This window comes from Variovorax endophyticus (assembly GCF_025376855.1).
Lineage (GTDB): Bacteria > Pseudomonadota > Gammaproteobacteria > Burkholderiales > Burkholderiaceae_C > Variovorax.
In genome coordinates, this window is the sequence record NZ_JAHUTH010000007.1 from 85,057 (window position 1) to 102,079 (window position 17,023).

At 66.2% G+C, this 17,023-nt stretch carries 3 protein-coding genes; 1 reads left to right on the plus strand and 2 read right to left on the minus strand.

All coding sequences use genetic code 11. The features are described 5' to 3' along the window. Nucleotides 1–44: 44 nt before the first annotated feature. Nucleotides 45–593 (minus strand): hypothetical protein, encoded by a 549-nt coding sequence (locus KV106_RS11135; protein ID WP_261210252.1) that lies wholly within the window; start codon nucleotides 591–593, stop codon nucleotides 45–47. Then, nucleotides 586–1,371, minus strand: a complete 786-nt coding sequence (gene xth, locus KV106_RS11140) for an exodeoxyribonuclease III (protein WP_261210254.1) — start codon at nucleotides 1,369–1,371, stop codon at nucleotides 586–588. The genes KV106_RS11135 and xth overlap by 8 nt, the downstream gene beginning before the upstream one ends. Nucleotides 1,372–1,765: 394 nt before the next feature. Between xth and KV106_RS11145 the strand changes: the two genes are divergently transcribed. Then, nucleotides 1,766–17,023 carry an RHS repeat domain-containing protein gene (locus tag KV106_RS11145; RefSeq protein WP_261210256.1) on the plus strand — a complete coding sequence of 5,086 codons (15,258 nt, stop codon included), beginning with the start codon at nucleotides 1,766–1,768 and terminating at the stop codon, nucleotides 17,021–17,023.

The window sequence follows — 17,023 nt, forward strand, 5'->3', positions numbered from 1 at the left end:
CCGGCGAGCCGGCGGCCTCGTTGCCGCCCGGCTCGTCTGCTGCTTCAGCGGCTGCGCTGCCCCTGCGTCAGCGAATCGAGCTGGAACTTCCCGCTCTTGTCCCAGAGCCAGGTGTCGATGTAGGTGTGGCCGCCGAGCTTGCCCGGGTTGGGCAGCGGCGAGGCCGCCTTGATCAGTTCCTCGATCATCGGCGGTACCTCGGGCGCATGGCTCGGGATGCGGCTGAAGGTCACGCCCGTGACCTTGCCGTTCGCGTCGATGTCCGTCTCGACCACCACCACCGCGTAGACCAGCGGCGGGATCTTGCCCTTGTAGATGCGCTGCGCGTACTTCGTGTAGATGTGGCGCGCGCCGATCTTGCGGTAGGCCCGGACCACCGGCGTCTGCGTCGTGATGAGGCGCACCGTGGGCACCTCGGACTTGGCGGGCGGCCCGTCGTCGGGCGCGGCGGCGGTGCCGCCGGGGCTCGCGGGGCTCTCGCCGCCGCCCGCGGTCTTCTTGTCGAACACCCCGCAGGCCGCGAGCGACAGTGCCAACAGGGCAACGGTGGCTGTCCTGGCGATCGCCACGCCGGGCTTCCTGGCCTCAGCCACCGAGGTCCACGTCGAGCACCACGGGCGCATGGTCGCTGGGCTTTTCCCATTTGCGTGGCACGCGGTCGATGACGCAGCCCCGGACCTGCGGCTTGAGCGCGTCGCTCACCAGCACGTGGTCGATGCGCAGGCCACGGTTCTTCTGGTAGCCGAGCATGCGGTAGTCCCACCACGAGTAGCTCTTCTCGGGCTGCTCGAACATCCGGAAGCTGTCTGTCAGGCCCAGGCCGAGCAGCTGCTTGAAGTGGTCGCGCTCCCCGGTCGTGTGGTGGATGGTTTCCTTCAGGCCCACCGGGTCGAAGCTGTCGCGGTCCTCGGGCGTGATGTTGAAGTCGCCCAGCAGCACCAGGTTCGGATTCGCGGCCAGTTCGGCGCGCAGCCACTCGCGCAGCGCGTCGAGCCATTTCATCTTGTAGGCGAACTTGTCGGAGCCCGGCGCCTGGCCGTTCACGAAGTAGCCGTTGACCACGCGCACCGGCCCGCGCGGCGTGTCGATGGTGGCGGCGATCACGCGCGACTGGTCGTCGGTGAAGCCGCCGATGTTCTTCACCACGTCGCGCACCGGCGCGAGGCTCAGGATCGCGACCCCGTTGTAGGTCTTCTGCCCGAACACCGCCGCGTCGTAGCCGGCCGACTTGAGGATCTCGAGCGGGAACTTGTCGTCGCTCATCTTGAGTTCCTGCAAGCACAGCACGTCGACCGGGTTGGCGATCAGCCAGTCGAGCACGTGCTGCAGGCGGGCGGTGAGGGAGTTGACGTTCCAGGTGGCGATCTTCATGGGAGGCGGCGAATTCTGTGGGTCCGGCAGCTTAGCAAACGGCCCGCGAAGGTTGGCATGAACTTGTTACCGGGCTCGGCCGGCGGAATTCCCTTGCGGACCAGGGGTTTACTAAACGGAATCGGAAACGCGCGGATGTATTGCCGAGAGAACCGCGTTTCGGAGGAAGAGGAGCGCCGGGCCCGCCGCATGCGCGGCGGGCCCTGAGCGACAGGGTGCGTGCCATGGCCCTTCGAACACGGTTCGTTCATGAATCTGATTCGAACGGGTAGAAAAAATGGTTGCAATCGTCAGTGGCAATAGCCTGGGCCTGAGTTTGACGTCGCTGGGCGTGTTGGGTCCGAGGGGCGGGCTGGGGGTTGCGGGGCAGGGACGCAACGGGGAGCAGGCGTATGTGAACATCGCCAACGGCAACCTGGTGCTGCAGGACCTGGAAGACAAGCTGGTGGGTCGGGGCGCGGACATCGGCGTGGTTCGCACGTACAACAGCCAGGGCTTGCTGAACGACGACAACGCAGACAACTGGGTGGTGGGGGCCTTCGGCCAGAAGGTGGTGCTCACGGGCACGGTGGGCGCCGTGGGCAGCACGCTGGTGCGTACCGACCGCGATGGCGCGAGCGCGACCTACAGCTGGAACGCGACGAAGAGCCTGTACATCAGCACGGCCGGCGCGGGCGCCTTTGACACCATCGCGTACGACGCGGGGGCTGCACGCTACGTGTGGACCGACGGCGCCACGGGCCTGGTGGAGCGCTACGAGAGCGCCGGAGCGGGCCGGCTGATGACGGTGGCCGATCCGGCGGGCAACACCATCACCTACGCGTACAACGCCAACGGCACCGTGCAGAGCATGGTGGACGCCAACGGCGAGACCACTTACTTCGACTACAGCGGCACCAACCTCACGCAGATCCGCACGGTGGCCACCGGCGGGGCCACCCTCACGCGGGTGCGCTACGCCTACGACAGCGCCAACCGCCTGTCCACGGTCACCGTCGACCTCAGCCCCGAGGACAACGCCGTGGCCGACGGCAAGACCTACGTCACCACCTACGGCTACGACGGCACGAGCACGCGCATCGCCTCGGTCACGCAAAGCGACGGCACCAGCCTGGCCTTCACCTACGTGCTGGTGGGCACGGACTACCGGGTGGCCACCGTCAAGGACGGCCTGGGCCAGAGCACCAGCTACGCCTACGACAGCGCCAACCGCACCACCACCGTCACCGACGCGATGGGGCTGGCGAGCGTCTATGTGTACGACGCGGCCGGCCAGCTCACCCAGATCAAGGCTCCGGCCGTGAACGGCGTCCAGCAGATCACCACCTTCACCTACGACGCCAACGGCCACGTGACCCGGGTCACCGACCCCAAGCTGCTGTCGGTGGACATGGCCTACGACGCCAACGGCAACCAGCGGCTGCAGCGAGACGCCGCGGGCAACACCATCACGCGCACCTTCGACGCGCGCAACCGGCTGCTCAGCGAGAGCGTGTACCTCGTGCCCGATCCGGACGCCGCCGATGCCGGCGTCGCGCCCTCGCAGCCGCTGACCACGCGCTATGTCTACGCCGAAGGCGCCAACGCCGCCAAAGACCTGCTGCGCTTCGTGCTCAGCCCCGAGGGGCGCGTCACCGAGTACCGCTACGACAGCTACGGCCAGCGCACCAGCGCCCTGACGTACGCCGCGGCCCGGTACACCGCCACGAGCCTCGCCGAGGCCGACCTGGCCACCTGGGTCGGCACCCCTCAGAATTACACCCAGGCCAGCCGCACCGACACCGTGTACGACGCGCGCGGCCAGGTGCAGAAGGTCACCGTCTTCGCCCGCGTGGACGCCGCCGGTAACGGCGTGGCCGATGGCAGCCAGTCGATCACCCAGTACGTGTACGACCGCGCCGGGCTGCTGCTGAGCACCGTCAGCGCCACCGCCGGCACCACCACCTACACCTACGACGGCAAGGGTCGGGTGCTGTCCACGCAGAACGCGCTCAACCAGAGCAGCCTCACGCGCTACGACGACGCCAACAACAAGACCGTCGTCACCCTGGCCAACGGCCTGATCACCACCAGCGCCTACGACAAGAACGGGCGCCTGGTGAGCCTCACCCAGGGCAGCGCGCTGAACGCCAACCTCGGCACCACCAGCTACGCCTACGACAAGAACGGGCGGCTCTACCAGCAGACCGACCCCACCAACGCGCGCAGCGCGCGGCTGTACGACGAGGCCGGGCGCCTGGTGGGCGAGATCGACAGCCTGCGGCGGCTGACCGAGTACGTCTACGACAAGAACGACCAGCTCACGCAGAAGATCGTCTACGCGACGCCGGTCAACGCCACCACCCTGGCGGCGTACTTCGCCGACCCGAACGCCGCGCCCGTCAACCGTCTGGCCGCGCTGCGCCCCGTCGCGAGCACGGCCGACCAGGACAGCTGGCGCATCTACGACAACGCCGGGCGCCTGGTGCGCACCGTCGACGGCGCGGGTGCCGTGGTCGACATGCGCTACGACGGCGCCTCGCGCCTGGTGGCCACCACCGCCTACGCCAACGCGCTGACCTCCACCGTGCTGGGCAACCTCTCGGGCACGCCCACGCTGGGCGACACCAACCCGACGCTCAATCCCACGGGCGATCGCGTCAGCCGCCGCCTCTACGACAACGACGGCCTGCTCGTGGGCACGCTGGACGCCGAGGGCTACCTCACCGAGTCGCGCTACGACGCCCAGGGGCGCTTGATCACGCAGGTGAGCTACGCCGCGCAGATCACCGACGCCACCCTGCGCGCCTCGGGCACCCTGGCGCAACTGGTCGCCAACGCCGGCAGCTCCGCGCCGCTGCAGGCGCAGAACCAGACCTCGCGCTGGCTGTACGACGCGCAGGACCGCGTCATCGGCCAGATCGACGCCGAGGGCTACCTCAGCGAGAACGTGTACGACGCCAACGGCAACGTCACCAGCGCCAAGCGCTACAACAAGGCGCTGAGCGCCGCCACCCTGGGGGCCATCACCACCGCCACCACGCTGGCGAGCCTGCGCGAGGCCGCCGGCACCGACGCGGGCGACCGCACCACCACCGCCGTCTACGACAAGCTCAACCGAGTCACCCAGCGCACCAACTTCGAGGGCAGCATCACCCAGTACGTGTACGACACGGTGGGCAACCTCGTGAGCACCACCACCGCGGCCGGCAGCACCGACGTGCGGGTGGCGAACGCGCGCTACGACGTCCAGGGCCGGCTGGTGGGCGAACTCACGGGCGTGGGCAGCGCCTTGCTCGTGGCCGGCCAGACCCAGGCCCAGATCGACACCGTGTGGGCCCAGAACGGCCTCACCCACGCCTACGACAGTGCCGGGCGGCGCATCAGCACCACCGACGGCAACGGCAACAAGACCCTGTTCTTCTACGACACCAACGGCCAGCTCACCCACAGCGTCAACGCGCTGGGCGAGGTCACCGAGCGGCAGTACAACCTCTTCGGGCAGCTGGAGGCCACGCTGCAGATCGGCACGCGCCTGACCAGCGCCGCCCTCACGGCGCTTGGCGGTGGCGGGCTGCTCACGACGGCCAACACCACCACCTTCAACGCCCTGAAGAACGGCACGCTCGACAGCAAGCAGAGCTTCACCTACACCGTGCGCGGGCAGGTGAGCACGGCCAAGGATGCGCTGGGCAACACCACCACGTCGACCTACAACGCCTTCGGCGAGCTCACCGGCGTGACCCAGGACCTGGGCGGCGGAGCCCAGCGCGTGCAGAACAGGAGCGTGGACCGCCGCGGCCTCGTGACCGGCACCGTGACGGACGCCTCGGGCATCAACGCCATCACCAGCGCCGTATACGACGCCTTCGGGCGCCTCGTGCGCAGCAGCGACGCCAACGGCAACGTCCAGCAGCGCGGCTACGACCGCCTCGGGCGCACGGTCTCCACCACCGATGCGCTCAACAAGGTGCGCACCACCACCTACGACGCCTTCGACCGCGTGCTCACGCAGGTCGACGCGCTCGGGCGCACCACCAGCTACACCTACGACAACGCGCTGCGCACCGTCACCGTCAAGACGCCCGAGAACGTCACCGTCAAGACCACCTACACGCGGCAGGGCCAGAAGCTCAGCGTGCTGGATGGCAACAACGTCACCACCACCTACGCCTACGACAAGAACGGCAACCTGCTGAGCACCTCCGTGGGCGGCGGCGTCGCGAGCAGCAGCTACGACCGTACCAACCGGCTCATCCAGACCAAGGACGCCAACGGCAACCTGGTCGAGCTGACGTACGACGCGGCCAACCGGGTGCTCACCCGCACCGTGGACAAGACCGGCCTGAACCTGGTCACCACCTACGCCTACGACGCCAAGGGCCAGCAGTTCAACGTCACCGACCCCAACGGCACGCTCACGAGGATCGTGTACGACCTCAAGGGCCAGGTCACGCGCAAGGAGGTCGACCCCACGGGGCTGAACCTGGTCACACAGTACAGCTACGACGCCGAGGGCCGCGTGCTCACGACGATCGACCCGACGGGCACGACCACGCAGTACGTGTACGACAAGTTGGGGCGGCGCACCCAGGAGCGCATCGACCCCGCGGGGCTGAACCTCACGCGCAGCTACATCTACGACAACAACGGCAACGTCACGAGCGCCACCGACGCGAACAACCAGGTCACGCGCTACGTCTACGACTCCGAAGACCGGCTGGTCTTCACGCTGGATCCGACCGCGGGGCTGCAGCGCATCGCCTACGACGCCGAGGGGCGCGTCGTGCTCACCGTGCGCTATGCCACGCCGATCGTTCTGACGGGCCTGCCGGCCATGCCGGCGGCGCTGACCTTCGATCAGCTGAACCCCAAGGTGCCGACGGCCAGCGCGGGCGACAGCACCGAGCACCGGGTGCTGGACCAGGACGGACGGCTGGTGGCCACGGTCAACGGCCTGGGCGAGGTGGTCAAGTACGCCTACGACGGCAATGGCAATGTGATCGATCGCATTGCCTACGCCAACCCGATCGCGCTGGGCAGTTGGGTCGTGGGCACCGTGCCTGCGCCCGTGGCCACGACCAATCCGGCGCGCGACATGCGCCTGCGCACGGTCTACGACGCGCTGAACCGGGCCACCTACACCATCGACGGGGTGGGGGCGGTCAAGCGCAATGTCTACGACGCCAACGGCAACGTGGTGGAGCGCGTGGCCTATGCGGTGACCGTGCCGCCCGCGACCGAGGCCACCGCCACGGCGCTGGCCGCGGCGGTGGCGCCGCTGGCCAATGCGGGGCGCGATGCGCGCGAGGTGATGGTCTACGACCGCGCCAACCGGCTGATCGCGAGCACCGACGGCGTGGGCACGGTCACACAGCGCCTGTACGACAAGAACGGCAACGTCACCAACATCGGCTACACGCCCTCGGGGGCGAACCTGCTCACGCAGAGCGAGTTCGCCAATGGGCTGAGCGACCTGCAGGCGCGCGGCGGGCCGGTCTCGGCGACGACGATGACGGGGTATGCGGGCGCGCTCAAGGTCGACGCGTCCACCACGGCGGCCTCCACCGCCTACAAGCAGCTGGTGACGACGCAGGGCACCACCTACACCTTCTCGGCGATCGTGGAGATGGACGACGGGCAGCCGCCGGCCTTCGGCAGCGCGACCTTCAAGGACGCGGCCAACTCCTTCGTGCTGGTGATGTACAACGCCGCGCGCAACACGCAGCAGTACACCGTGCAGGACCTGGGCGGCGGTCGCTACCGGGTGTCGTTCGCGGCGGTGGCCACGGGCACCTACACGGGCTTCGGCATCGTCAAGTACATCGAGAACGATGCGCGCGGCTTCAAGATCACGGGCTACCAGCTCGAGCAGGCGAGCGCCGCGGGCGCCTATGTGCGCACGGGCGCGACCACGGTGGCCGCCGGGGCGGCGACCTCGACCACGCGCTACGCCTACGACGCGGCCGGGCGGCTGGTCTATACGGTCGGGGCGCAGGGGCAGCTGGAGAAGAACAGCTATGACGCCGCGGGGCGCGTGACGCTGGTCACGCGCTATGCCAAGGCGCTCAACCCCGTGGGGCTGGGGGCCAGCCCCACGGTCGCGCAGATCGATGCGCTGGTGCAGGCCAATACCAACCTCTTCACGCAGAGCGAGTTCGCCAATGGGTTGGCGGATGCGCCAGGCAGGGTTGGCGTGGTCTCGGTGGCATCGATGACGGGCCTGGCAGGTGCATTGCGCATCGCGCCTGATCCGAATGGTCCTTACTCCCTCGCCTACAAGACGTTCGCGGCCACGCCTGGGACGACTTACACCCTGTCGGTGATCGTGGAGATGGAGGACGGCCTGCCGCCGTCCTTCGGAAACCCGACGGTCAATACGGCCGAGAACTCACTCGCGATCGTGATGTTCGGTGGCGGTATCGCTACGAACAAGTATGTGGTGCAGGACCTTGGCAATGGGCGCTACCGCATCTCGGCCACGGCCATCGCGCCCGCTGTGCTCGGATTGAACTTCGGGGTTATCAAGTACGCAGCCAACGATGCGCGTCCATTCCGAGTCTCCGGCTACCAGCTCGTGCAGGCCGCCACCGCCGGCACCTACGTGTCCACCACCACGGCCTCCACCGCCGCCAAGGACCAGCAGCAGCACAGCGTCTACGACAAGGCCGGGCGCCTGGTCGCCACTGTCGATGCCCGCACGGACACGCTGGGCAGCGTCGTCAAGTACACGCGCGATGCCAACGGCAACGTCATCGAGCAGCGTGCCTTCTACAACTCGGTCGCGATGGCCAGCTGGGTGCCTGGCACCGTGCCCGCGCCCACGGTCTCCGACGCGCTCGACCAGCGCACCCGCAGCTTCTACGACGCGGCCGGGCGCGTGGCCCTGAGCGTCGACGCGCTGGGCAACGTCCAGCGCAACGAGTACGACGCCCTCGGGCGCCTGACGCGCGTCACGCGCTACCCCAAGCCCGTGCCCGCGGCTACCACCAACACCTACCAGGCGCTGCTGGATGCCGCCGCCGCCCAGGTCACGACAGCCCTGCCCGCGCAGGTCGCGGTCTTCGTCTACGACGCCGCGGGGCGCAAGGTCAGCCAGACCTCGGCCTTCGGTCGGCCCGAGGCGGCCACCACGCTCTATGTCTACGACGGCCTGGGCCTGCTGATCAAGACCGTGGAGGCGCGCGGCGTCGAGCTCTCGCAGTCCGACACGACCTGGGCGCTGGTGCAGCGCCAGCAGCTGGGCTTCGTCAATGCCGCCGGCGGCGGCCTGCTGCAGGCCAACCTGACGCAGGTCCAGCGCGACGGTCTCGCGGCGCGCTACACCACCACCAACGCCTACGACGCGGCCGGGCGCAAGATCAGCGTGACCGACCCGCTGGGCGGCGTGACCGAGTCGAGCTACGACGCCAACGGCAACGTGGTGAAGATCACCGATCCGCTGAAGAACTCGGCCTTCTACTACTTCGATGCCGCCGGGCGCGTGAAGCTCAGCGTGGACCCCGAGGGCTACGCCACCGCCACCACCTACGACACGCTGGGCAAGACCCTGAGCGTGAAGCGCTTCTACAACAAGGTCACCGGTACCTACAGCGTCACGCAGGCGCCGGCGTTGCCCACCACGCACGCGAGCGACGCGCTCACGCAGTTCGGCTACGACGCCTCGGGGCGGCTGCTGCGCACCACCGACGCGGAGGGCAAGTTCGAGAGCTATACCTACAACGCGCTGGGCCAGCGCGAGACGCTGACCAACAAGCGCGGCGGGGTGACCACCTACGTCTACGACCGGCTCGGGCGCGTGGTGAGCGAGACGCTGCCGATCACGAGCAAGAACGCGAGCGGCCAGCTCGTGGCGGTGGTCAACCAGACCACCTACGACGCCTTCGGCAACAAGCTCACGACCACCGAGGCGGCGGGGCTGCCCGAGCAGCGGCTGACCACCTACACCTATGACGGGCTGAACCGGCAGTTGACGGTGCGCCTGGCCTCGGTGAGCGTCTACACCGCCGCGGGCGGCTGGACCACGGCCGCGCCCATGCGCACCAACACCTACGACGCGAGCGGCAATCTGATCGTCGCCGTGGATGCCAATGGCGGGCGCACGCGCAGCTGGTTCGATTCCAATGGGCGCAAGGTGGCCGAGGTCAGTGCCACCGGCACGCTGAGCCAATGGACCTATGACGCGGCTGGCAACGTGCTGTCGCTGAGCGTCTATGGCAACCCGGTCGCGCTGCCCGCGGGCGATGCGCTGCCCGTGCCGGTGGATGCGAGCAATCTGCGCAAGACCACCTACAAGGTCGATGCCAACAACCGCGTGGTCTCCACGACGGTGGCCAACCTGTACTTCGGCTCGCGCAGCGACACGACCGGCCAGTACGAGATCGGCTACGGCGACATGGTGCAGGAAACCGGCTACGACGCGAATGGCCAGGTGGTGCGCCAGAAGAACGGTGCCGGCGCGCTGGTCTACACCTGGTACGACAAGCTCGGCCAGAAGGTGCTGGAGGTCGATCCGCTGGGTTACGCGGTGCGCTGGGAGCGCGATACCAATGGCGCGGTCTTGCGCGAGACGCGTTATGCCAAACCGATGTCGGCGAACGACCTGGCGCTGCTCAGCGAGAGCAACCTGATGACCGCGGTGCTGGCCAAGATCCCGGAGCAGAGCTCCACGGCCAACCGCGTGACCGAGTACACCTACGACCGCAACGGCCGCATGCTCAGCGAGTCGCGCCTGGCGGTGCTCTACGGCAGCGTCAACGCCAGCACCGGTGCGCTGAGCGAAACCACCGCCGCATCGACCAAGCGCTATGGCTATGACGCCATGGGAAACCAGACCTCGATGATCGATGCGTTGAACCAGCGCACCGACCTGGTCTACGACGTGCTGGGCCGCCTGCTCACGCAGCAGAAGCCCCTGGCGGCCAACGAGGCCGGCACGCAGGTGCGCGAAACCACCGACTACGAATACGACGGCCTCAACAACGTGCGCCGCGAAATTCGCCGCGGCACCAACAATGCCTCGGAAGCAGACGACCAGATCGTGAGCTATGGCTACGATGCCACGGGCGTGCGTACCTCGATGACGACCGCCAAGGGCGAGACTTTCACCTACGGGCGCGACGCCAACGGCAACATGACCGCGCAGATGGTCGACCGCGTGGATGCCGGCGGGGATGTCTCCAAGGAAATCGTCAGCATCGCCTACGATGCGGCCAACCGCGAGACCACGCGCTTCACGGGCGCGCGCAACGCGGCCAACGCACCGGTCTACGACGTCGCGAAGACGGTGACGACCGCCTACAACACTTATGGTCAGATCGCGAGCAAGAAGACCGGTAGCGGCAACAACACCGGCGCGGCCCAGGAGTACTACGACTACGACGGCGCCGGCCGCCTGTGGCGCTCCAACTCGCAGGACGGCATCAGCAAGGCCTGGTTCTACGATCTCGCGGGCAATGCCACGCTGCTGATGCAGTCGCAGACCGTGGACCTGCGCACGCTCACCATGAGCGCGCTGGTCGGGCGCACCGACATCCTGCAGACCATCACGATCTACGACAAGCGCAACCAGGCCATCAGCGTCATCCAGCCCAAGGTCACGGCCTCCAGGCCCAACCTCGTGCTGCTGGCGACGCCGCTGAGTGTGGACTCGGGGCAGTTCGGGGGATTGAATCTCGCGATCGGGTCTTCGCAGGGAACCACGGGAACGCCGGTGATCACTGGGGCGCTCCATGGAAGCAACGTCAGCGCGGTGCAACTGCCTGCTTTCCCCATGGGATATATGCCCGGGGTCTTTTCGTTCGGGAGCCAGGAGTTCTCGAACGCCTTCGAGGCACTGTACGGACCGATTTCCACCTGGAAGATTGTGCTTCAGCCCTACGGCGGTACGGCCACGGAGAGCTACGCGCAAGGCGGAGGCCCTTGGCCCAAAGCCATCTGGACGGGGGCGGCCGATGGCATCTTTACCGGTGCCATGATCTACGCCATCACTGCGAGCGGGGAGCACGTCCAGGCCGCCGCCTCCACGATGGCGCAGGTCGTGAACGGCATCGTTTCATATCCGACGGGCAACTTCCTGCGACTGACGCAGGGCGGTATTTCCGAAGATGAGATGTCGATCACGCTTTACGACCGTCCCCTGGGATCGAACGGGCCGTTTGGCACATCCCTGCCGGTGTTCAAGGCTGGCAAGTGGGGCGAGAGCCTGAACGATGTCGGCGTCAATGGGTGGTATACGACCCGGCTCGAGAATCTCAATGGTGCAGCGACGGAGTTGCTGTTCGTCGTGACTCGGAAAAGCGATGGCGCGGTTGTGCGCCGAGATTCGATCCAGGTCTGGCCACCAACCGGCGTATCCGGCTCCGTCGCCCCCGAGAAGCCGATCTTCACGCACGACGGCATCGTGCATTTCTCCGGACTGCAGACCTCGGGCAGCCTGCGCCCCGTCTCGATCCGGGTCAGCCAGCGTTCGTGGTGGGAGCCGAACAGCAATTTCACCTCCGTCTCCGTTGGCAAGCTGAGCGAGGGCCTCTTCGACATGAATCTCGGCTGGGGCACCAAGGACCTCTATATCGAGATGCTGGACAAAGATGGAATCGTGATCGACCGCGTGCGCGGCAAGATCGATCCCGGTACGTCGCTGTACGAACTCCAGTTCGTGCGTGAACTGCCCTCGACCATCAACTTCCAGGGCATTCCCACCAACGCCACCTCGCTGACGATCGAGTACACGCCGCAGGGCCCGGGCAAGCCGGCCGGCTCGGTCACGCTCACGCGTGCCCCAGGCGCCACCACTTTCGAATGGGACACGCGCGGCGCGGGACTGATCCCCGATTTCCGCAATCTCTACAGCTACGGGATCAAGTTCGTCGCCAAGGACGCCGATGGCTTCGAGGTGATCAAGGCCACCGGCAACGTCACCGTGGGTGCCATGTCGCAAGGAACCAGTGCGACGCTTTCCGGCAGCAGCAAGCCGCAGGTGCTGACCTTCGATCCGGGCGTTGCGAGCGCACAGACCTTGAAGCTGCGCTATCGCGAAAAGGGCGCCGGCGCGCAGGCGGACTTCTCGGAAGTCGTGGCAACGCGCACGGCCAGCGGCGTCTTCAAGTGGGATGCCACCGCCGCCGGCCTCAGGCAGGACAAGGAATACGAGTACCTCTACGACATCTACAACGCCTCCGGCGCCATCATCGGCAGCGGCGAGGGCTACTTCCGGCCCGACAACAGCACGGGCAACGACGCGGCCAACATCCGCCTGCAGTGGATCATTCCTAACCTGCCGGGCGGTCCCACCGTGCCGGGCCAGTCCTCGCAGATCAACAGCAGCTGGCAGGTCCAGCGCAGCCAGAGCTACGACGCCTTCGGCCAGATCACCAAGGAAACCGATGGCAACGGCAATGCCACCACGCTGAGCTACAACGCGCTGGGCCAGCTGGTCGACAAGATCGGACCGGCCACCAGCATCACGCAGGCCAATGGCCAGGCAGTGACGGTCACGCCCACCGAGCACTACAGCTACAACCTCAATGGCCAGCTCGTCGGCAAGCGCGATGCCAATGGCAACCAGAGCACCCTGGTGCTCGATGCCGCGGGGCGTGCCACCGCGGAGTGGCATCCGGGCGTCGCGGCCGGCAGCTCCGTCGCCGTGCGCAAGGCCTACGACGTGTTCGGCAACCTGCGCACCGTCACCGACGAGATCGGCCGCGTCACCAACAACAGCTACGACGCCAACAACCGTCTCGTGCGTGTCGATCGCCCCGTCAACTCGGACGGCAGCCGTTCCTTCGACACCTACGAGTACGACGCACTCGGTCAGCGCATCGCGCATGCCAATGCGCTGGGCTTCCGCGAGCGCACCTACTACGACAGCCAGGGCCGGGTCACGCGCTACGTCTCCGCGGAAGGGCGCGCCACCAGCTATGCCTATACCTACGACAACACGATAGCTTCCATCGGCGGCGTGAAGACCGGCGGCTGGGTCTACACCACCACCGATGCCAACGGCCGGGTGATGACCCTCAAGAACGACGTGTTCGGCCGCACGATGTGGAAGCAGGACCTGGGCGGCCACCAGTTCACCTACGGCTACAACTGGTCGGGCCTGATCGCCAGCCAGACCGGTACTTCGGGCCAGAACATCACCTACGCCTATTACGCCAACGGCTACCTGCGCCAGGTGATCGATGCGGGCACCTCGACCGAAAGCTACTTCGAGTACGACAACAACGGCAATCGCACGTTCGAGGGCTACAAGTCCACGACCAACGCCACCGCGATGGTCTTCCAGCAGTCCAACGTCACCTACGACGCCTTCAACCGCGTCAAGAAGATCGTCGACGACCGCTACGTCATCGAGTATGAGTACGACGCGAATGGCAACCGCCGGCGCGTGAAGAGCCAGTACAAGAACGCCGTCACCGGCGGCGACGAGACGCAGGACTACTGGTACACCTACGACAACATGAACCGCTTCACGGTGACCATGGGCCAACTGGTCAATGGGCAGATCGTGCGCGGTTCGTCGGGCGACGGCGTGACCATCGAGTACGACAACGCCGGCCAGCGCAAGGCCGCGACCTATGCGAACGACGGCCATCGCGAGGACTACGACTACAACGGTGCCGGCAACCTGACCACGATGAAGATCAACGGCGTGCTGCGCAGCCGCCGCACCAATGACCTCGCGGGACGGGTCACGCTGTACGAGGAACTCGCGCAGAACCAGACCGCGACCCTGAGCCAGACCCGCTACTGGGACAAGGACAACCTGCTGACCTTCGACGTGGACAGCGTGACGACCTCGAGCACGCAGTACCTGCGCATGGCCGATGGCACGCTCGAGTTCACGAAGTCGGACAACTACGACTTCAAGGGCGGCACGGTCAGCAAGAGCAACACCGGCTACACCTACGAATGGTGGGACTCGGCCAAGCAGAAGGAGATCCTGGTGGCGGCGGGCAGCACGGGCGTGCCGGTGGGCACGCTGTGGATGCCTGGCTATTCGGTGTTCACGTACGACGCCAATGGCCATGTGAAGGCGGCCAGCGATCCGAACGGCGGGCGCACCTTCACCTATTGGACCAATGCCGAAGGGCAAGTGCTGCAGCGCGACGAGTACATGAGCGGCGCCTACATGCCGGCGGGACTGCCGAACAAGAACCGCTCGCATCGTTACTTCTATTTCGATGGCAAGCGCGTGGGCAACGTCGGCAACGACGGCACCGAGCGCGAGGACTATGCGCAGCAACTCGCGCGCGAGCCCAGCACCTCGGGCCCCGACAGCAAGTACAAGAAGTTCACGCCCACGAACTCGGCGGATTTCGACGAGAACTACCAGCCGATCAACTCGTACTACCCGAGCGCGACGCCGGGCAACTACACGGTGCGGCCGGGCGACACGCTCGAGAGCATCGCGCGGGCGGTGTGGGGCGATGCGTCCCTGTGGTACATGCTGGCCGAAGCCAACGGCCTCGACGGACAGCCTTCAGCGCCGCTGGTGGCAAACACCGTGCTGATGGTGCCCAACCGGGTCACGAACGTGCACAACACGAGCGAGACCTTCAGGCCCTATGACCCGGGCAAGGCGATGGGGGATACGAGTCCGACGCTGCCGGAGCCGCTGCCACCGCCCGCTCGTGGAGGCGGTGGTGGATGTGGAGGCTTTGGTCAGATCGTTGTCGCTGTTGTGGCAGTGGTTGCTTCGTTCTGGACGATGGGCGCCTCTTTGAGCTATTTCGCTCCCACCACTGCGACCATCGGCGGGACTGCGTTAGGTAGTGCCAGTGCTTGGACGACGGCGCTTGGGATGGTTGGGGTCGGCGGGTCGATCAGTGGTGCGGGTATCGGTGCATTCCTTGCCGCTGGTGCCGTTGGCGGTGCGGTCGGATCGCTTGCAGGGCAGGCTATCGGAATAGGGCTCGGGATACAGGACTCCTTCAGTTGGAAAGGAGTGCTTCAAAGTGCGTTAAGCGCCGGCGTGAGTGCCGGGATGGGTAGTTGGCTTCAAGGTGGGGCTCTCGGCGGCATTCTCTCAAGTTCAGAACCCTGGGGAGCTGCTGGGCGCATGGCAGTGAGCAATATTGCGACTCAGGGTCTCGGCATCGCTACTGGATTGCAAAAGGGGTTTGACTGGAGAGGAGTGGCCGCGAGCGCCGCGTCAGGGTACATGTCCGCATCGGTCGGCGCATGGGCCAAGGGCATGGATTGGGGTGTAGTCGGACAAAAGGCTGCAGCTGGGATGGCCGGCGGGCTGGTAAGCGCGGCAGTGCGCGGGGGCAGTATCGGCAGATCCTTGCCCGGCATCATTGGCGACACGATTGGCAATATGTTAGGGGACTCCATTGCGGCGGCCAACGGACAAAGCGACGGTGGTAGCAGCGGCCAACAAAACGGTTGGACGGGGACAGCGAAAAGTCCGATGGTGAATCCGTTCACTGGCGACTACTCGATCTTCAATGACACACCGCCGAGCAACAACTTCGCTGGAGTTGATGCGATGGCGGCGGACGCGCCCGTTTTTTGGGGTGCTGGGCCTCAGTACGTAGACCGGTCGCAGGACGTGCTGCTGGCAGCAGGGTTTGACTCCAAGGTGAACACATTGGGGGTAGGCTGGCTACCGTCAAAGACGGTTCCACCGCTCGTGGACGGAACGCCAGTGCTCGCCAGCACGGACCCGGACAATCGGCTCCTGCAGGTCGAGATTCCTACCGGTGGAAATGTGCCCTCGGTTCCAGGATACCGCGTCCAGTTGGCCCAGTTGAATGCCTCAGTGGGCACGACCTCTTACTACTTCGCGGAGAGCGCTCCCTACGCCGGTCCTGGGAGTGCAGGAAACTCGGGCGACGGGAACGCAGTACAGCAACCCAATGTCGCCGAAACGGCGGCATCTTCACCCCTTGGGCAGTTTATCAACGCAGGTTCGCAACAGCCGTACAACCCTAACTGGCAGGCGGATCTCGTTCGCAACACCTTGCGTGATGCCATCGCACAGCAGGCGCAACGCAATGAGCGCGTCGTCAGCCCGATCGACTACGCGGGCAATGCCCGTGCAGCACTTGCCCAGCAGCGGGTTATCAACAATCTGGCAGGCTCCATGGGCGGTCCGTTTGTCGCAGGTCCGATGCAAATGGCACGCATGGCAGGGCTCAATGAAAAGCAAGTTCAAGAAGCTGGCGCCTTAGGCATGGCCGTGCAGGATGCGTTGAGCACGAAGGGATCGGGTGGAATATCGGCAATGGCGCGCGGCCCTCGCAGTGCGACTACCACCATGGATTACCTGGGAGGAATGAGCCGTTCCGACAAAATGGCTGCAGGCCTGCGTCTGGAGTCGGTACAGGGGACGTTGGACACCTATTCGATGTATGGAGGGAAGTATGCGACGCAGGTGTACATGCGGGCCTTCGACACCAATGGAAAGCTGCTTCCCGGCAGCGTGCGCCTCGATGGCGTGGGTCGGCGCTTCGACGGCGGTGTCGATCTGATCGACAATAAGCTATCGGGCAATGCGCCCTTCACAAGAAAACAGGAGATTCACTATCCTGCTTTTAAGCAGAATGGAGGAATCGTGACGGGGCGCAGGGGCGGAAGCATCGGCTTGCCGAAGGACACTGTGCTGCCACCTACCCCTGTTGATGTCTTGAGGGGGCCGTTGCCTGTTTATCGCCAACCGAATTAA